General features: G+C 41.1%; 17 protein-coding genes and 1 riboswitch. Of the genes, 13 read left to right on the top strand and 4 right to left on the bottom strand.

Features of this window, described 5'->3' with window-relative positions; translation table 11 throughout:
- Nucleotides 1–515: 515 nt before the first annotated feature.
- The 6 genes from QI30_RS10030 to QI30_RS10005 are packed head-to-tail and all read left to right on the top strand — an operon-like array spanning nt 516 to nt 5,823.
- A complete protein-coding gene (locus tag QI30_RS10030) occupies nt 516–1,838 on the top strand; it encodes a GntP family permease (protein WP_126991031.1) in 1,323 nt (440 codons plus the stop codon).
- Between the two features lie 11 nt (nt 1,839–1,849).
- Nucleotides 1,850–2,791, top strand: a complete 942-nt coding sequence (locus tag QI30_RS10025) for a 3-hydroxyacyl-CoA dehydrogenase family protein (protein ID WP_126990712.1) — start codon at nt 1,850–1,852, stop codon at nt 2,789–2,791.
- Nucleotide 2,792: 1 nt separating this feature from the next.
- Nucleotides 2,793–3,554: a 3-hydroxybutyrate dehydrogenase gene (locus QI30_RS10020; protein WP_126990711.1), complete on the top strand. Its 762-nt coding sequence runs from the start codon at nt 2,793–2,795 to the stop codon at nt 3,552–3,554.
- A 10-nt stretch (nt 3,555–3,564) separates the two neighbouring features.
- Nucleotides 3,565–4,452, top strand: coding sequence for a helix-turn-helix domain-containing protein (locus QI30_RS10015; protein WP_158621026.1), 888 nt, complete (start codon nt 3,565–3,567; stop codon nt 4,450–4,452).
- Nucleotides 4,453–4,456: 4 nt separating this feature from the next.
- Complete coding sequence (locus tag QI30_RS10010; protein ID WP_020189537.1) at nt 4,457–5,164, top strand: CoA transferase subunit A; 708 nt, start codon at nt 4,457–4,459, stop codon at nt 5,162–5,164.
- Nucleotides 5,164–5,823 (top strand): 3-oxoacid CoA-transferase subunit B, encoded by a 660-nt coding sequence (locus QI30_RS10005; protein WP_020189538.1) that lies wholly within the window; start codon nt 5,164–5,166, stop codon nt 5,821–5,823. The genes QI30_RS10010 and QI30_RS10005 overlap by 1 nt, the downstream gene beginning before the upstream one ends.
- A gap of 225 nt (nt 5,824–6,048) precedes the next feature.
- Here the strand turns inward: QI30_RS10005 and QI30_RS10000 are convergent, their stop codons facing one another.
- From QI30_RS10000 to QI30_RS09990, 3 genes are all read right to left on the bottom strand, one after another.
- Nucleotides 6,049–6,915 (bottom strand): SDR family oxidoreductase, encoded by an 867-nt coding sequence (locus QI30_RS10000; RefSeq protein ID WP_126990709.1) that lies wholly within the window; start codon nt 6,913–6,915, stop codon nt 6,049–6,051.
- 12 nt (nt 6,916–6,927) lie between these two features.
- Nucleotides 6,928–8,301 (bottom strand): hypothetical protein, encoded by a 1,374-nt coding sequence (locus tag QI30_RS09995; RefSeq protein WP_126990708.1) that lies wholly within the window; start codon nt 8,299–8,301, stop codon nt 6,928–6,930.
- Nucleotides 8,302–8,419: 118 nt separating this feature from the next.
- The gene (locus QI30_RS09990) at nt 8,420–9,025 is read right to left on the bottom strand and encodes a trimeric intracellular cation channel family protein (RefSeq protein WP_126991030.1); all 606 of its coding nucleotides are present in this window, start codon (nt 9,023–9,025) and stop codon (nt 8,420–8,422) included.
- Nucleotides 9,026–9,154: 129 nt separating this feature from the next.
- Between QI30_RS09990 and QI30_RS09985 the strand changes: the two genes are divergently transcribed.
- The 4 genes from QI30_RS09985 (at nt 9,155) to QI30_RS09970 (ending at nt 12,857) form a co-directional block, all read left to right on the top strand.
- Nucleotides 9,155–10,402 carry an aminotransferase class I/II-fold pyridoxal phosphate-dependent enzyme gene (locus tag QI30_RS09985; RefSeq protein ID WP_020189542.1) on the top strand — a complete coding sequence of 416 codons (1,248 nt, stop codon included), beginning with the start codon at nt 9,155–9,157 and terminating at the stop codon, nt 10,400–10,402.
- 167 nt (nt 10,403–10,569) lie between these two features.
- Entirely contained in the window at nt 10,570–10,956 is a 387-nt protein-coding gene (locus QI30_RS09980) for a MerR family transcriptional regulator (RefSeq protein ID WP_044527207.1), read from the top strand.
- 53 nt (nt 10,957–11,009) lie between these two features.
- The gene (glnA, locus tag QI30_RS09975) at nt 11,010–12,344 is read left to right on the top strand and encodes a type I glutamate--ammonia ligase (RefSeq protein ID WP_126990707.1); all 1,335 of its coding nucleotides are present in this window, start codon (nt 11,010–11,012) and stop codon (nt 12,342–12,344) included.
- 150 nt (nt 12,345–12,494) lie between these two features.
- Nucleotides 12,495–12,857, top strand: coding sequence for an immunoglobulin-like domain-containing protein (locus tag QI30_RS09970; protein ID WP_126990706.1), 363 nt, complete (start codon nt 12,495–12,497; stop codon nt 12,855–12,857).
- Between the two features lie 114 nt (nt 12,858–12,971).
- Here QI30_RS09970 and QI30_RS09965 read toward each other — a convergent pair whose 3' ends face one another.
- Entirely contained in the window at nt 12,972–14,141 is a 1,170-nt protein-coding gene (locus QI30_RS09965; protein WP_158621025.1) for an MFS transporter, read from the bottom strand.
- A gap of 103 nt (nt 14,142–14,244) precedes the next feature.
- On the opposite strand from QI30_RS09965, the gene QI30_RS09960 reads away from it, so the two are divergent.
- From QI30_RS09960 to QI30_RS09950, 3 genes are read left to right on the top strand one after another with little or no spacing between them, the layout of a single operon-like run.
- Nucleotides 14,245–15,132: a LysR family transcriptional regulator gene (locus QI30_RS09960; RefSeq protein ID WP_126990704.1), complete on the top strand. Its 888-nt coding sequence runs from the start codon at nt 14,245–14,247 to the stop codon at nt 15,130–15,132.
- 49 nt (nt 15,133–15,181) lie between these two features.
- Nucleotides 15,182–17,197, top strand: coding sequence for an FRG domain-containing protein (locus QI30_RS09955; protein ID WP_126990703.1), 2,016 nt, complete (start codon nt 15,182–15,184; stop codon nt 17,195–17,197).
- A 12-nt stretch (nt 17,198–17,209) separates the two neighbouring features.
- Entirely contained in the window at nt 17,210–17,686 is a 477-nt protein-coding gene (locus QI30_RS09950) for a glutathione peroxidase (RefSeq protein WP_126990702.1), read from the top strand.
- 42 nt (nt 17,687–17,728) lie between these two features.
- Nucleotides 17,729–17,915, top strand: a riboswitch (cobalamin riboswitch).
- Nucleotides 17,916–17,967 lie beyond the last annotated feature (52 nt).

Below are 17,967 nucleotides of genomic sequence, written 5' to 3'. Positions count from 1 at the left end.
GGTTTGAACGACAACCTTATTTGTCGTTCTCAAAACACTTCAAGATAAAATGGCGTTATCAGCAAGCGTGCCTTTGAGGGACATGCTCCTGATAACGCCATTTTTTTCCGCTTGTTCATACTTGTGTGATGTCACTTCATCTGATTACTTTTCAGAGGGGCCTTTCACTCTTGTAACTATAAATGATACATCTCTAAGTGTCTTTTTACTTTGATATTGTCTTAGATATTTAGGGCTCACAATCGTATTATTCCTTTTTTTATGTTTTAAAATGGTAAAAAAGGAAATAGTAGTGTATATTAAACGCTACACATTTGTATGATAAAATATACAAATTTGATGTTTATTTTTAAAAAAAGATGTTTTTTCGAGAATATATTGTTTTTTTATAGTTGATACACTACAATCGCTGTATACAAATAAAGACAGAGGGCAACACTTTATTGAACAGGATTGTTGCTTCACTGAATGTAAATTTTTTAAAAAATAGTTTATTAAAGGAAGCAGGTGTATCGATGATTGGCATGATTGGTATGGTAGGCGGGCTGTTACTTCTTATTTATTTAACAGTGCGCGGTGTGAATTTATTAATTTCTGCGCCATTAACGGCATTATTTGTGGCGTTATTAAATGGCATTCCTCTCTTTCCACAGTTAGTAAAAGATGGAGATCCAAACTTTGTTAGTAATTATATGAGTGGATTTACCGGATTTGTAGGTTCATGGTACTTAATGTTCTTAGCAGGAGCTATTTTCGGTAAGGTGATGGAAGATAGTGGTGCTGCAGATGCAGTAGCGAAATGGGTTGTTGAGAAGCTAGGCGTTAAAAAAGCCATTTTAGCTATTGTCGCAGCCTGTGCGATTTTAACGTATGGCGGCGTCAGCTTATTCGTCGTTGCTTTCTCAGTGTATCCGATGGCGGTTAGTTTATTCCGTCAAGCCAATTATCCACGTCGATTCATCCCGGGGGTTATTGCGCTAGGGTCGGTTACATTTACGATGACGTCAGCGGGTTCACCGGAAATTCAAAACTGGATTCCGATTGAATATTTAGGCACATCACCATATGCAGGCTGGGAGGTCAGCATTATTGTTGCAATCTTTATGGCAGTTGGTGGTTACATTTGGATTAAGCATTTAGTTTTGAAAGCGGTTGCGAAGGGTGAAGGCTTTGTTGGACGAGCTAGTGACCCCGTTAATGATGCCTCACGCGCGCTACCGAATCCATTAATGAGCATGATTCCACTTGCGATTGTATTGATTTTATCGTTTGTGTTCCATGATAAATTAGGCACATCGGCATTAATTATTGCATTAACGAGTGGCATTGTTGCGACGTATTTAATTAATCGTAAGTATTTCCAAAATATTAGTAACGCACTATCAGAAGGAACAATGGGGGCCATTATTGCGATTGCGAATACGGCCGCAGTAGTTGGATTTGGCGGCGTTGTAAAGGTGACGGATTCATTCCAGTCAGCAGTTGATCTAATGACAAATATTCCAGGTAGTCCATTAATTGGTGGTGCCATTGCGGTCGCAGTGATTGCTGGTCTAACAGGCTCCTCTTCAGGTGGTCAAACGATAGCGCTACCACTGCTTGCACCACATTATTTAGATATGGGTGTCAATGCGGATGCACTTCACCGAACGATTGCGATTTCATCTGGTTCGCTTGATACATTACCGCAAGGCGGCTACGTCGTAACGACGATTCGCTCGATTGCAAACGAGGAATATAAAGATGCGTATCCAGCAATGGCTGCGGTGACAGTCATTGTACCGATTATCGGTCTTATTTTAGCGATTATTTTATTCTCACTTGGACTTGGTATTTAGGAGGAATTTACATGACAGAACACGTAACAGTCATTGGGACAGGCACAATGGGGCATTCGATTGCGCTAGCGATAGCTTGGGCGAAACAGCCAGTCGTATTATACGGTATTTCAGCAGAGGAGCTAACGCGTGCACAGCAGGGTATTGTAGAGAAGGCTGAGCGCATGGTCGAGGAGGGCTTACTTCAAGCAACATCAGACATTACACCATTAATTTCGTATCACGATGATTTAGAGCAGGCACTGGCGGATACAACCTTTATCATTGAAGCCATTCCAGAAAAATTAACGATGAAGCATGAGCTCTATCAAAAAATCGAGTCGCTTGTGTCGTCAGATGTCATTATTGCGAGCAATACGTCTGGTCTAAAGCCAAGTGATTTAGCGCTTGGTAGTCAGCATCCAGAACGCTTTATCGTGACACACTTTTGGAATCCAGCACATTTAATTCCACTTGTGGAAATTGTGCCAGGAGCAGAAACAGTCGAGGCGACAGTCTTACGTACGAAGGAATGGATTGAAGGAATTGATAAAAAAGCGATTGTTGTACGTCAAGAGGTGCCAGGTTTTATTGGCAACCGTCTACAGTTCGCCTTATTCCGCGAAGCGCAGGCATTGTATGATGCAGGTGTTGCGACAAAAGAGGATATTGATGCGGCTGTTACGTATAGTATCGGTCGCCGCTTACCGATTACCGGGCCTTTAATGAGTGCAGATTTTGGTGGCTTAGATATTTTCAAAGATATTTCAGATTATTTATTTGATGATTTATCGACGCTTAAAGCAGCAGGTGCTGGTTTAAATGAGCTCGTTTCATACGGGCATGTCGGTGTGCGTAGTGGTCGAGGGTACTATGAATGGAACGAAGCGGAAATGAATGATGTGGCAACGAAGCGTGAAAAATTGTTAATGCGCTTTTTACTAGAGGATCGAAATGACAAGGGAGATGCATAAGATGACAGAACGCGTTGTAATTATTACAGGTGGCGCTCAGGGGATTGGCTATGAGCTAGCACAAAAGTTTTACACAGCGGGAGATAAAGTTGTGTTAGTGGATTTACACGAAGAAGTAGCTGAGGCAGCAAAAAAATTAGGTGAGCGCGCAATTGGTATTGTGTGTGATGTCACGAATGAAGAAAAAATTAAAGATATGGTCGCGCAAGTAATGTCTGAGTTTGGGCGCATTGATGTGCTCATTAATAATGCTGGTTTACAACATGTAGCGATGATTGAAGAATTTCCGACAGAGAAGTTTCAATTGCTAATTGATGTCATGCTTGTGGCACCATTTGTTATGACAAAGCATGTTTTACCACATATGAAAAAACAGCAGTCTGGTCGCATTTTGAATATGTCGTCGATCAATGGCGTGATTGGCTTTGCGGGTAAGGCGGCATACAATTCGGCGAAGCACGGTGTCATTGGCTTCACGAAGGTGGCGGCACTTGAAACGGCAGCGCATGGCATTACAGTCAATGCAATTTGTCCAGGCTATGCGGATACAGAGCTTGTGCGTAATCAATTTGATGATCTAGCAAAAACGCGTGGCATTAGCCGTGAAGCGGTGCTAGAGGATGTATTATATCCACTTATTCCACAAAAACGATTAATTGATTTAAGTGAGATTGCGGATACGGCGTTCTTCTTAGCATCCGATAGTGCGAAAGGGATGACGGGGCAAGCAATTATTATTGATGGTGGCTATACGGCACAGTAGGAGGACGTTTATGGACATACAATGGGCGAGTTATATGCAGCCGCTGTCGTATCAGCTTGCTCATACGACAACGCTACGCCAGGCGGCACGTTATTTTTCAAGTCAAAAAGTTCACGTTGTCGTCATTGTAGAACGAGGTCGCGTCGTCGGAATTTTAGAAAGTGAGCAAATACTAGCGCATATCGATGAACTAGAGCGCTTAGTGTCAGATATTATGCAGCCGGTTCAGACGATAGGGATTGAGAAAGTATCATTGGAGCAAGCCTTTCCAGTCGTTGTTGAAAATCATCAGCATCAGCAAATTGGTCTTTTAACAAAGGACGTCATGCACGTCTTAATGAAGGACTTTATGGAGCGCTATGGGTTAGAGAAGCGTGCCTTTGCAATGACGCTGCAGCATGCTTATGAGGGCATCGTCGTTGTAGACAGCAACGGGGTAATCGTCGAATTTAATGATGCCTATAGCCGTTTTACCGGTGTGCCGCATGCCAATGCCATTGGGCGTCATGTGACGGAAATTATTGAAAATACGCAAATGCATGTCGTTGTAAAAACGGGCATCGCAGAGCGTAACCAGCAGCAACTCATCAATGGTCAGGAGATGCGAGTCCACCGACTACCGCTTATTCAAAAAGGCGTCACAATCGGTGCTATTGGCTTTTTAATGTTTGAGGAAATTACGAAAATTTATAATGTTTATGATCAAATGCATCAAAATAATTTACTACAGCAATCTTCTCATATGAAAGACACGCTACATACGCATGAGCGTGATTTAATTATTCAAGTACTAAAAGAGCATGGTGGCAATAAGGTGAGAGCCGCAGAAGCGTTAGGCATTCATCGCACGACATTGTATCAAAAGCTAAAAAAGCTACACATTGAACAGGGGGAGTAAGAGCATGGATAAAGTAAAACAATCTTTTGAAGAAATCGTCAAGCAAATTCCAGATGGTGCATCAATTGCTGTTGGTGGGTTTGGATTAAGTGGGATTCCTGAAAAATTAATTTTAGCGCTTGTGAAACAGGGTACGAAAGATTTAACGATTTATAGTAATAACTGTGGTGTCGATGATTGGGGACTTGGCTTGCTATTAAAAGAAAAGCAGATCAAAAAAATCGTCGCATCGTATGTCGGTGAAAATAAAACGTTTGAACAGCAGTTTTTAAATGGTGAAATCGAGGTAGAGCTCACACCACAAGGAACATTAGCGGAGCGTCTACGTGCAGGTGGATCAGGAATTCCAGCGTTTTATACAGCGGCAGGAGCGGGGACACCAATTGCAGAAGGGAAGGAAGTGCGTAATTTTGATGGCACGGATTATTTATTAGAGCAAGGCATTATCGCGGACTTCGCGTTTGTCAAAGGCTATCAAGCAGACCGCTATGGCAATATCGTCTATCGTCATACGGCACAAAACTTTAATCCGTTATGTGCGATGGCTGGAAAAGTAACGATTGCAGAAGTTGAGGAAATTGTTGAACTCGGCACATTAGCACCAGATGCTATCCATACACCAGCTGTTTTTGTGCAGCATGTGCTTAAGGGGACAGACTATGAAAAACGCATCGAAAAACGTACGGTACGTTCAAAAGGAGGCGAAGCGTAATGGCAGCTCGTGAAGTCATTGTACAGCGCGCAGTAAAAGAGGTTCAGGATGGGATGAATATTAACTTAGGAATCGGCATGCCAACGCTTGTGGCGGATGCACTCCCTGAAGGTGTCGACGTATTATTACAGTCTGAAAACGGTATGCTTGGTATTGGACCGTACCCAGTAGAAGGCACAGAGGATGCGGATTTAATCAATGCTGGTAAAGAAACGATTACCGCGGCAAAAGGGGCGTCGTATTTTGACAGTGCGACGTCATTCTCAATGATTCGCGGTGGTCATATCGATTTAGCGATTCTTGGTGGTATGGAAGTGTCAGAGCGAGGAGACCTAGCGAACTGGATGATTCCTGGCAAGATGGTCAAAGGCATGGGCGGTGCAATGGATTTAGTCGTTGGTGCAAAGCGTGTCATCGTTATTATGGAGCATGTGAATAAGCATGGGGAATCGAAAGTGAAAAAGACATGTACCTTGCCACTAACAGGGCAGCAGGTCATTAGCCGTTTAATTACCGATTTAGCGGTATTTGATTTTACACCGGAGGGTATGGTGTTAATTGAATTATTAGATGGTCATACATTAGAGGAAGTAACGGAAAAAACAGAGGCAAGCTTTCAAAATGGTTTAAATAAAGGCGAAGCCAAAAGTCGCTTTTAACTAAAAAGAGGTGGATGTTGCACCTAACTAAAAACCTAAGACCTACTTAAAAACACTTTCAAGGCGAAAGCCATTGGAAGTGTTTTTTAATAGGGAAAAAATGAACTTGTTTAACAAATTAAAAAAAGCGTTATCAGGAGCAGGCCCGCTGATAACGCCCTCATTGAATGGAGATTGACGATTTTATTTAAGAACAACAACGGACGGCTGTGTTCATATTTAAAGCTATGAGTGCATAATCGCGCCACCATTTACGTGAATGCATTGCCCCGTCATATAACTTCCTTCAGAAGATGCAAGTAAAACATAGGCTCCTACAAGTTCTTCGGGTTGTCCAGGACGACCGAGCGGCGCATCTTGACCAAATTCTTTTACTTGCTGTTCATCGAAAGTTGCTGGAATAAGTGGTGTCCAAATAGGGCCAGGTGCGACCATGTTCACGCGAATGCCTTTTGGTGCGAGACTTTGTGCTAAGCTACGAGTAAAGCCGACAATCGCGCCTTTCGTAGCGGTATAATCAATTAAAATCGCGTGGCCTTTATAGGCATTAATAGACGTTGTTGAAATAATCGTGTCCCCTTCTTGTAGATGAGGAACAGCAGCTTTAGTTAAATAAAACATTGGATCTACATTTGTCTCAAATGTACGTTTCCATTGATCATTCGTAATATCTGTAAATTCTTCTACAGGAAATTGAATCCCTGCGTTATTGACAACAATATTTAATTGACCAAAATGAGCAATGGTTTTCTCCACGAGTTGTTTGCATTGCTGTGGTTCGGTTAAATCAGCAGGAAGTAATAAGACGTCACGCCCTTGTTCTTTTGCAAAAGCGGCTACCTTTTCTGCCTCTTGCTGTTCTTCTGGTAAATAATTTAGCGTAATATCGGCGCCTTCACATGCGAATGCCATTGCAACAGCGCGGCCAATACCGGAATCACCACCCGTAATAATGGCGACTTTATCTTTTAGTTTCTGCGCACCTTGATAATCAAAAGGCTGTACTGGTTCAGGATGCATTTGTTGTTCCATTCCTGGTTGACGTGATTGTGTTTGTGCAGGTGCTTGCTTCATATAATCTTTGTTTGTCATATAAATACTCCTTTAATCATTATTTTTTTGACGTTGTTTCTTTTGATATGTTTGATACATAAGTTGGCTAACGGTATATAGACTGAAAAATACTGCTACTACGACGCTAATGAGTGTCACAATTAAAACAAATACTTCTGTAAACGTAAGTGCGGCGAGTTTAGAAAGTGTTACGCCATCTTTTAATTCATCAATGACTAAATTCATGCCAAATGCTCCGGATATTACGGTGGACATTGTTAAGAAAAAGAGCAAATTATTTTGCTTGATATCAGACAAATTTTCTTGTGTCGAGTAAAGATGTTGCAAGGAATGAAAGGCTTCATCATAAATCCGTTGTAAATCAAGCGCTTGTCGTAATAATAAAGTTACATTTTTTTCTTCACTTAAAGCAGATATATCACGGAAATCATATTGCGCTTCAAAAAGAGTCATCTTTTTCATAAGTGAACGAATAAAAGCGGCATCTTTTTTCCAATCGATTTTCGCATAAGCATTTGAAAAAGATAATAAGACAATCTTTTGGAAATAATGAATCACTACTTGATAAAATAATGGGCCATTAAAATACCGCCGTAAAGACGCATATGGTGTCGATTTAGGAGAGAGTGAAGTCCAAAAAACACCACTTTCTTCCGCCTGTATATAACGTATTGTCGGGCTATGACGAATAAGTTCTCCTTCTTCAATATAGCGATTGATATAGCTAGGAGAAACGTAAGGAGCAAGTTGTTCATTTAGTGAAAAGGCACCTGGACCGCCGTTTAGTTGAAAGAGTGTTTCATTCGTCGCTTCCACAGAGGTCGCAATAAAATGATTTGCTAGTAATACGCCATCTTGAAAACGTTCGAAACGTTGAAAGACACCATTTTTTGCGAGATACGGAAGATGTGCAAAAAGCTCTTTCTTTAAAAATTGTTCAAATGAGGTATAGCGTTTTTCTTCTATGGTAAAAGAACGCTTAATTTTAAATTCTTTAAACTGTCTAAATGCTTTTGCTAAATCTTCTTTTGAAGCCTCGCCATACGAGACATGAATAACGAGAAAAGCAACCGCAAATGGACATATGATTACATCGATACTTGGAATAGAAAAAGACAGCTGCAAATCATTTAATGTACCATGCAGGTGACTATTTTTTGAAAAACGTTGAAAGCCATTTTCAGGAGTGCAAGAAAAAATCTTTTCACTTACATAGGGCATAAAATAATGCTTAAGTGTTTCAAAATTATCTTCTATTTCATCACCATAGCGTACAAGGGAAGCAGTCTCTTTTTCATATAGTAAAAAATGCTGTTCGATGAGTTGATTTTGAATTGCTGTCGCATCGACATTATGAAGTGAGATGGGCAAAAAATAATGCGAATAGGCATTCGAAATTTCCATACATCACATCCCTCCTTATTTAGTAGCATTGCCAAAAGCATACTGTTTAAACAGTTAATCCTTTTTTTAGGAAATAAAAAAACAGCCATCTCGAAGCGAGATAGCTGTTTTTACTCTATTAAGGATTGCGTAATTTTTTAAAGGGTAGACGCCAGCGACGTATATAAGAAATAATACGCAAAGCCGTCATGACGACAAATAATACATAAAGGCCAATATCACCGGTGACAAGCTTTAAGCCGATAATAAGACCAATTAAAATCGCCCAGGCGGCGTATACTTCATCCCGTAAAACAGTGGGCTTGCGGCTCGCTAATAGGTCGCGCACAATCCCGCCACCAGCACCCGTTAACACAGCGGCAACGATGGCAGCACTAAGTGGTAAATTTAATTTTACAGCAAATAAAGCGCCTTGGATGGCAAAAGCCGCTAAACCAATGGCGTCAAAAAAGTTTCCCCAGAGTGGCCAATGACGTAATAGGCGCTGCGGGAATAAAAACATGATCGTAATCGATACAAGGGCGATTTGAAAAAACATTTCCTGCTCCCAAAGTGCGGATACAGGGACACCGATAAGGAGATTACGAATGGCACCGCCACCAAAAGCGGTAACGACGCCAAGGAGGTAAACGCCAAAAATATCGTACTCTTCCTCCATTGCAACAATTGCGCCTGAAATGGCAAAGGCAATTGTGCCAAAAATACTTAAAACTTCCCAAGCCAGCGTGACCAACTCCTTTCATTTAATCCAATGAATTGTAACAAAAACTTGTCTGTTTTTCACTAAGTTTGTTTGACGATTCGTTATTTATTGTTAAGATTGAAGAGAACTTTAAATAAGGAGTGGAATTAGATGGCATTCCAATCAACATTAACTGCACAAACGCAGCAATTAGGAAAAGAAATCGAACAAAAAATAACAGCACAATTTGAGCGTATCGAAGAGATTGCTTTTTATAACCAACAAAAGGTACTCGCAGCATTTCGTAACAATCAAGTAAGTGAAAATCATTTTAATGGTACGACAGGCTATGGCTATGATGACGAGGGCCGTGACAATTTAGAACGTGTTTATGCGGATGTTTTTGGTGCAGAGTCAGCACTTGTACGTCAACAAATTATCTCGGGCACACATGCGATTACGTTATCATTATTTGGCGTATTACGTCCTGGTGATGAATTAATGTATATTACAGGGCAACCGTATGATACATTACAATCAATCGTTGATGGTGGCGACAAAGATACCGGCTCGCTAAAAGACTGGGGTATTGATTATCAGCATATCGATTTAAATGCAGCAAATAAAGTGGATTTTGATGCGGTAAGAGCAGCGATTTCAGAAAAAACAAAAGTGGTGGCCATTCAGCGTTCAAAAGGTTATGCAACACGTCCTTCATTTACGATTGATGAAGTCGCAGAAATGATTCAACAAGTACGTGCAATGAAAGAAGATGTCATTATTTTCGTTGATAACTGCTATGGCGAATTTGTTGACTACAAAGAGCCAACAGAATTAGGTGCGGATTTAATGGCCGGTTCGTTAATTAAAAATCCAGGTGGTGGCTTAGCAAAAGTGGGCGGCTATATTGCAGGGCGCGCGGATTTAGTTGAGAAATGCGCGTACCGTATGACGACGCCAGGCATTGGTGCAGAAGCGGGTCCGTCATTAAATACATTAACGGATATGTATCAAGGTTTCTTCCTATCACCACATGTTGTATCACAAGCGTTAAAAGGCGCGGTATTCTCAGCAGCGATTTTAGAACATGTCGGTATGACACCAGAACCACGCTTTGATGCGAAGCGTACGGATTTAATTCAGTCTGTATCTTTTAATAATGCACAACAAATGATTCAGTTCTGCCAAGCTGTCCAACAAAATTCGCCTGTTAATGCACAGTTTGCACCGGAGCCATCGCTTCTACCAGGTTATACAGATGAAGTCATTATGGCAGCGGGTACATTTGTGCAAGGCGCAAGTATCGAATTTTCTGCGGATGGTCCGATTCGTCCTCCGTACACGGTCTATATGCAAGGTGGTTTAACATACGAGCATGTGAAAACAGCCATCTTAAGCGCTGTTCAGCAAATGCACTAATAATAAGCGAGCACGTCCTCAGTTATGCGGAGATGTGCTCGCTTATTTTCTTATATTCTGATTCGATTGAATTGTTCGAAAAATGATATGTTAATTTTCCTAACATGGAATTGACATGAAATCTAACATGGTTTAGTATAGGACTTGTGAAAGGCGAGGTGAGCGAGATGAGTCGTGAGATAAGACGCTCGATGCCACTACTACCTATTAGTATAGTGATGCAGTTAACGGATTTAACCGCACGGCAAATTCGTTATTATGAAGAGCATGAGTTAATCGAGCCTGCGAGAACAGAAGGCAATCGCCGCATGTTTTCACTCAATGATGTAGATGCCTTATTAGAGATTAAAGATTTACTTGACCAAGGCATCAATATGGCAGGGATTAAAAAAGTTTTTGCATTAAAGAACGAACCTGTAGTAACGAACCAACATAAAAAAGACATCACAGACGCGGACTTACGCCGCATACTTCGTGAGGAAATGCAGCAGGCTCAGACCATGCAACGCACTTCGCTCAGACAAGGTGATTTATCTCGTTTTTTTAGACGTTAAAAAAATGAGTTTGTAAATAATACGTAAAACAATTAATTAGGAGCTGATTTTCAATGGGTAAGTATACAAAAGATGATATTCGTAAATTGGTTGAAGAAAAAGAAGTAAAATTCATCCGTCTTCAATTCACAGATATTCTAGGTACAATTAAAAACGTTGAGATTCCTGTATCTCAATTAGAAAAAGCATTAGACAATAAAATGATGTTCGATGGTTCTTCAATCGAAGGTTTCGTACGTATCGAAGAATCAGACATGTACTTATATCCAGACCTTGATACATTTATCGTATTCCCATGGACAACTGGGAAAGGGACTGTATGTCGCTTTATCTGTGACGTATACAAAGCAGATCTTACACCATTTGAAGGGGATCCACGTAACAACTTACGCCGCATCCTAGCTCGTATGGAAAAAATGGGCTTCTCATCATTTAACTTAGGACCTGAACCAGAATTCTTCTTATTCAAACTAGATGAAAAAGGCGAACCTACTTTAGAATTAAATGACCACGGTGCTTACTTTGACTTAGCACCAACGGACCTTGGTGAAAACTGTCGTCGTGATATCGTTCTTGAGCTAGAAGAAATGGGTTTTGAAATTGAAGCATCTCACCATGAAGTGGCTCCTGGACAACACGAAATCGACTTTAAATATGCAGATGCCATCACAGCTTGTGATAACATCCAAACATTCAAATTAGTAGTTAAAACAATTGCACGTAAACACGGTTTACATGCCACATTCATGGCAAAACCATTATTTGGTGTCAACGGTTCTGGTATGCACATGAACGTGTCACTATTTAACGGGAAAGAAAATGCATTCTTCGATGAAAATGCAGAGATGAAATTGTCTGAAACTGCTATGCAATTCATGGCGGGCGTATTAAAACACGTTAAAGGGTTCACAGCAATCACAAACCCAACGGTAAACTCATATAAACGTTTAGTTCCTGGCTACGAAGCACCTTGTTACATCGCTTGGTCTGGTCAAAACCGTTCACCATTAATTCGTGTACCAGCTTCACGTGGTTTATCAACTCGTATCGAAGTACGCTCAGTTGACCCAACGGCGAACCCATACTTAGCAATGGCCGTAATTCTTGAAGCAGGTCTTAACGGTATTGAACAAAATTTAACACCACCAGCAGCAGTAGACCGTAACATCTATGTAATGGATGCTGAGGAACGCGCTGAAGCAGGTATTGGCAACTTACCAGAAAGCTTAAATGATGCGCTAAAAGAATTAGCAGCAGATAAAGTAGTCCAAGATGCACTTGGCTCACATATTTATGCCAACTTCAAAGAAGCAAAAGAAATCGAGTTCGATATGTTCCGTACGAATGTACACCCATGGGAACGCGAGCAATACATGAAAACATACTAAGCCGATTTATTCAATCGATGCTTGAAAAAATCCCACGCGATCATTCGCGTGGGATTTTTTTGTTTATAATAAAAATAAAGGGGTGTGTTTGCATGAAAAAGATTTTTTCTACTGAGCATGCCCCTTTCATCTGTTTAAGTAGGAAGGACAATGAATCATATGAATCTAAAAGTAGCGCCGCAGCAACTACTCGAGCAAACGCAGGTGTCACTACAGCTTGTAGAAAATTCTGTCACAGCGCATTCACTCCAACTAGCAATAATGAATCATACAAGCGAAGAGCTTGTATATGGCGTCGGCTATGAAATTGATGTGTTTAAAAAGAATACATGGTACACGATTGATGCCGGGCCATTTGCGGTTATCTTACTTGCCATTACATTACCTGCACATGGCCATACTACCGAAGACATCGACTGGGCGCATACATATGGTGCGCTACCGGCGGGGATGTATCGCCTTGTAAAAATGATAGGACCTTACCGCACTAGTGTAGAATTTAGTATTCGTTAAAAAAGCAAATACATGGGAACTGACCCATGTGAGTGAGACAAAGAAAAAGACACGATTTTTCAGCAGATTTTAATCCTTGAACGTGTCTTTTTCTTTTTATGTTGTCTGAGTTTTTTATGCTACAGCTGTATGCTTAATGCGTAATTTTATAAGTACGACGAATACGAAGGCAAGTGCGGTACAGCCGATAAGTAATAAGGCGGCGCCGTTCCAGTCGTATAGGTCGTAAAAATGACCACCTAATGTACCGATGACACTTGAGCCGATATAGTAAAACAATAAATAAAGGGAAGATGCATAGGCTTTTACATCAGGTGCTGCAGAGCTTGAAACCCAGCCGCTGACAAGATTATGCCACGCGAAGAAACCACATGAAATAATGAATAACCCAGCTAGCATACTAATGAGTGAGGGCATCATCGTAAGGGCGAGACCAACCGCGGTCACGACAAGGCTGACGCGCAGCATTTGCCCACGTGTGAAACGACTGCTTAAACGACCTACCGTCATCGAACCAATCGAGCCAAGTAGCTGAAAGACAAAGACGAAGCCAACAATCGTTTGGCTGAGGCCGTAATGTGCCATTAACGGGAAGCCGACGAAGTTAAAGACTGCGACATATACACCAAGTGCTAAAAAGCCTAGGCCGTAAAAGTACAGTAGTTTCGCATCTTTACATGCTTCAAGTAAGCCGTGTCCCCAGTTGTGGAATGAAAAGCGCGTCTTATGAAAGTTTTTAGAAGGTGCAATTAAAAGCATAAAGACGATGGATAAGAGCGTTGTTAGGGCGCCGAGTGTCCAAATGGCGATATGCCAGTTTGTTAAATCGAGCATCGTACTAGAAACAATACGTCCAAAAAAACCACCGAAGCCACTGCCGGTAATGTAAATGCCAAGTACTTTTGGAAACTCTTTTGCCGCAAGCTCTTCTGCTAAATACGTAACGGCGATGGCCGGAAAGCCACTGAGTGCGATGCCTTGCAAGGCGCGAATCCCGAGTAAAGTTTCGAAATTGGGCGCGAAGCCAACGACGAGATAAAGTAGTGACGAACTAATTAATGAAAAGACCATAATATTTTTGCGGCCGATAGAATTCGAGATAGCAGCCATAATTAACATACTAAAGGCGAGCGTAAACGTTGAAATCGACAACGCCAAACTTGCCTGTGATGATGTTAAGTGAAAATCGTTTGTAAAATGCTGAATAAATGTTTGTGGACCATATAAATTTGCGAATGTGACCATGCTACCGATAAGCATGCCCCACATGATTTTTGATGTCATAATGCCAGCTCCTTGTTCTTTATGATACGCCCACACTTTCATAACGTCTAATACTTAGTTATTATTAAATTAATAACTTTTAGTTAATAAAGGAGAGCTTGAAATGGAGATGCATCAACTACGCTATTTTAAAGAAATAGCGGAATTAAAACATTATGGCAAGGCAGCGGAGCGCTTGCATGTATCACAGCCAGCATTGACGAAGGCCATTCATAAGCTAGAAGACGAACTAGAGGTGCCATTATTTAATCGTACGGGACGCTCGATTGATAGTAGTAGCTACGGGCGAGCTTTTCTACCGTATGTTGAGCGTGCCTTAAAGGAGCTAGAGCAAGGAAGGAAACAACTACAAGGAATGAAAAATCCATCGACAGGGACGGTGCGTTTAGCATTTTTACAATCGATTGGTACAACGCTTCTACCGACAATTTTACGTGATTTTCGACAAGTCTATCCGGCAGTGAGTTTTGATTTAGTGCAGTGTAGCTCGAAGGAGGCACTTGATTTATTGGAGCGCGGAGACATTGATTTATGCCTTATTACTAATTTTAGTCACACATTTGACGCGGAAAATTGGGTGCCGTTAAAGCGTGAGCAATTGTATGGTTATTGTGCAAATGCGCATGAGCTCGCTGTGTCTGATGGCTGGCCACTAGCACAGCTTGCGGCGTATGACTTTGTCGGGTTTAAGGATGAGCAGCTGATGCAACAGCAATTTGTAAAGTGGTGTCGTGAAGCGGGCTTTATGCCAACAATGGTGTTCCAAGGGACAGATGTGCCGACCGTTGCGGGGCTTATTTCGTCGGATCTTGGCATTAGTATTTTACCGTATTACTCTGGGCTAGAGGCATTACCTATTCACCGCTTTACCATAACAGATATGGACTGTACACGTGATATTGGCCTTGCGTGGAAACGTGGCGGTGTGTTGACCGCCTCGGCGCAGTTATTTGTCGATTTCACAAGTGGGCAACAAAATAATGGTTTTTAGAAGTATGAAAAACGCAATCGTTATATAATGAGGGCGAGGAGGCGTTTACATGAATACTGAAAAATACTTTGAACATATTGGTAGCTTTCTCGATATGAATAATTACGTGTGCGTCGATGATTATTTACGCACACATGGCCTAGATGCTACCTCCATTGAGGAGATGAAAGCGTGGATTGAATCACGTTTTACAAAGAGTGGCGAACGGATTAGTAAACTATATTTTGAACGCTTATTAGAAGCGGTTACCTTACTTAAAACGGACTATGAAGTGTATTTGCGCGAGCGAGAAGGACAGCGACAACTGATTTCAGATAACAATACAAAGCAACGTGAATTATTTGCATTATACACAGAGCGTAGGCAGGAATATGCGACGCTATCAACAACGATTGCGAAGCAGCAGCAAGCACTAGACCGTATGAATGAACGGATGCTACAACGTTTTAATTTAGAAATACAGCAGCAAGAGGCATTAGATGACCAGGCGATTCTTTCAGAGGAGCTCGCGCAAAAGGAATTGCATGATAAGCTGGAATTATCGCGTCGAAAACGGTCCTCCTTAAATCGAAAAATTAATGATATTTCAAAAAGCATTCGTAATTTAAAATCGCGACTAATTGAGTTAGACCGCGACTTAAATGCCTTTGAGCAGGACAACCGTGCACTGAAAAGTCACTTTATGCAGCGCTTGAAAAAAGTATTTCAATTTATGATTTTCCGCACGACCACGCATCATAAGAAGCTTTATATGTACAATGCGATGATGTATCAGCTTGAGTTTATTGAAGATGAGAGTGCCTTTAATAAAATGCTTATTAATCAAAATCGCAAGCAGCAGCAATATGATGGACGGATTTTACATGAAGAGGCGAATGAATGGCAGCTGAGGGCGTATCGCAAAGAATCGGAGTGGATTTTAAATCATCTCGGCGAATTTGAATCAAGTCATACACTGCGTAATATTTTAGATAGTGATGACGATCAAAATGAAATCTTCGTGAAGCTACAGCATATTACACCGTTTTATAGCCGGTTATTTGATGAATCACGTCAGTATGATGAGTATGAGGTTGATGAATATCATTTCATGTACCGTGGACATAGTGATTCGAACTATAGCTTAGCACCAAGTATTTATAGGAAGCAGAAATGGCTAGAGTCGGAAGAAAAAATGTATCGTGATTTGCATATTAAATGCTCAGAGGAATTGTCACAGTATAGTCGAGGACTTGAGGTGCTTGCATCGATGCAACATTACTCACTACCGACGCGTTTACTCGATTTAACGAGTAGCCCGTTAATCGCATTATTTTTTGCTACAGAGATGGAACCTGACATGGATGGAGAATTTTTAGTGTTTGCGGAGGAAGAGCGGGGTATTGAGTATTATGATAGCGATAAAGCTGAAATGCTCGCGACGCTGCCACTGCTATCGTACAATGACAAAAATAAAATCAAAGTACATGCGATTAAATGTATTTTGACGAGCCTCAACAAAGTCATTGATGATTTTTTAGTAAATGGAATGAGCTCGAAGCGAAAAAGTGTTTTAGCAGTGCGAGATACGATGATTGAGGACTTTAATAGCCACGCATCGGTGCATAAGCTTGTCCATGAAATGAGTAAAAAGGGCGTTAATTATACATCAAATATTAACCCGATGGATATGCTTGATATTTTAGTCGTACGTCCGATTCAAAATAATACGCGCATCGTTCGGCAGCACGGGGCCTTTATTATTAACGGCTTATTAGAGCGCAATGAATGTGAGCGTAAAATTGAGGAAATTCGCTATCGTACTTCAAATGAAAATGATGATGTGCGCTCGATTGAAGCCTTTTTAGCAGTTTATGAGGATATTTTAAACCCACGTCTAATCGATATGCTAGAAGTGCTATTAGAGGAAGCGAAAAATGGTATTAAAGTTCGGTATATTCTACCGTCAGACGTCAAGGCAGATTTACAGGAATGGTTGGATGTAATTGAAATTAATGAATCCACCATTTATCCAGATTACGAACGCGTTGCAAGCTATTTAAAACGAACAGTATTAGCGAAATAGGAGGATGAATTGATGACAAATTTATATGATTTTAACGCGACACTTGAAAACGGGGAACAGTATTCACTTGAGAAATACAAAGGACAGGTTGTTTTAGTGGTGAACACCGCAACAAAATGCGGCTTCACACCACAATTTGGTGGCTTAGAAAAACTCTATGAAGAGTACAAGGATCAAGGCTTTGTCGTATTAGGTTTTCCATCAAATCAATTTAAGCAGGAACTAGACAGTGGGCAGGAAGCGGCTACTGCTTGTCGTCGTGACTACGGCGTGACATTTCCAATGCATGAACTAACAGATGTGAACGGTGAGCACGCGGAGCCGGTATTTAAATTTATGACATCGTCCGCTAAAGGCTTTTTAGGTAGCGAAAGTGTAAAATGGAACTTCACGAAATTTTTAGTTGACCGTGAAGGGAAGGTTGTCGAGCGCTTTGCGTCAAAAGATAAACCAGAATCGTTAAAAAAGGCGATTGAGAAATTATTATAATATTGCGAAATCAGTAAACGTTTGGTATACTTACAAATGTAAATCGAATATGCAGCACGCGGTGTAAAATCTTCAAAGTGATTTTACTTAAAAGGGAAGTTTGTGAAAGTCAAACGCTGTCCCGCAACTGTAAATACCGGTCAAACTTGCATAACCACTGCTTTATAGCGGGAAGGGCGAGAAGACGAGAGGTATGAGCCAGGAGACCTGCCGTATGCAAAAGCATCTAGTTTACCTACGAGGATAGGAAGATGTTGGCTACAGATTATTTTGTAGATGAC

Source organism: Candidatus Kurthia intestinigallinarum (genome assembly GCF_003991225.1).
Classification (GTDB): Bacteria; Bacillota; Bacilli; order Bacillales_A; family Planococcaceae; genus Kurthia; species Kurthia populi.
This window is presented reverse-complemented; position numbering and strand designations above follow the sequence as displayed.

Coding starts and splice junctions, on each gene's coding strand:
- QI30_RS10030 (WP_126991031.1), top strand. CDS start 516: ATGATTGGCATGATTGGTATGGTAGGCGGGCTGTTACTTCTTATTTAT.
- QI30_RS10025 (WP_126990712.1), top strand. CDS start 1,850: ATGACAGAACACGTAACAGTCATTGGGACAGGCACAATGGGGCATTCG.
- QI30_RS10020 (WP_126990711.1), top strand. CDS start 2,793: ATGACAGAACGCGTTGTAATTATTACAGGTGGCGCTCAGGGGATTGGC.
- QI30_RS10015 (WP_158621026.1), top strand. CDS start 3,565: ATGGACATACAATGGGCGAGTTATATGCAGCCGCTGTCGTATCAGCTT.
- QI30_RS10010 (WP_020189537.1), top strand. CDS start 4,457: ATGGATAAAGTAAAACAATCTTTTGAAGAAATCGTCAAGCAAATTCCA.
- QI30_RS10005 (WP_020189538.1), top strand. CDS start 5,164: ATGGCAGCTCGTGAAGTCATTGTACAGCGCGCAGTAAAAGAGGTTCAG.
- QI30_RS10000 (WP_126990709.1), bottom strand. CDS start 6,915: ATGACAAACAAAGATTATATGAAGCAAGCACCTGCACAAACACAATCA.
- QI30_RS09995 (WP_126990708.1), bottom strand. CDS start 8,301: ATGGAAATTTCGAATGCCTATTCGCATTATTTTTTGCCCATCTCACTT.
- QI30_RS09985 (WP_020189542.1), top strand. CDS start 9,155: ATGGCATTCCAATCAACATTAACTGCACAAACGCAGCAATTAGGAAAA.
- QI30_RS09980 (WP_044527207.1), top strand. CDS start 10,570: ATGAGTCGTGAGATAAGACGCTCGATGCCACTACTACCTATTAGTATA.
- glnA (WP_126990707.1), top strand. CDS start 11,010: ATGGGTAAGTATACAAAAGATGATATTCGTAAATTGGTTGAAGAAAAA.
- QI30_RS09970 (WP_126990706.1), top strand. CDS start 12,495: ATGAATCATATGAATCTAAAAGTAGCGCCGCAGCAACTACTCGAGCAA.
- QI30_RS09965 (WP_158621025.1), bottom strand. CDS start 14,141: ATGACATCAAAAATCATGTGGGGCATGCTTATCGGTAGCATGGTCACA.
- QI30_RS09960 (WP_126990704.1), top strand. CDS start 14,245: ATGGAGATGCATCAACTACGCTATTTTAAAGAAATAGCGGAATTAAAA.
- QI30_RS09955 (WP_126990703.1), top strand. CDS start 15,182: ATGAATACTGAAAAATACTTTGAACATATTGGTAGCTTTCTCGATATG.
- QI30_RS09950 (WP_126990702.1), top strand. CDS start 17,210: ATGACAAATTTATATGATTTTAACGCGACACTTGAAAACGGGGAACAG.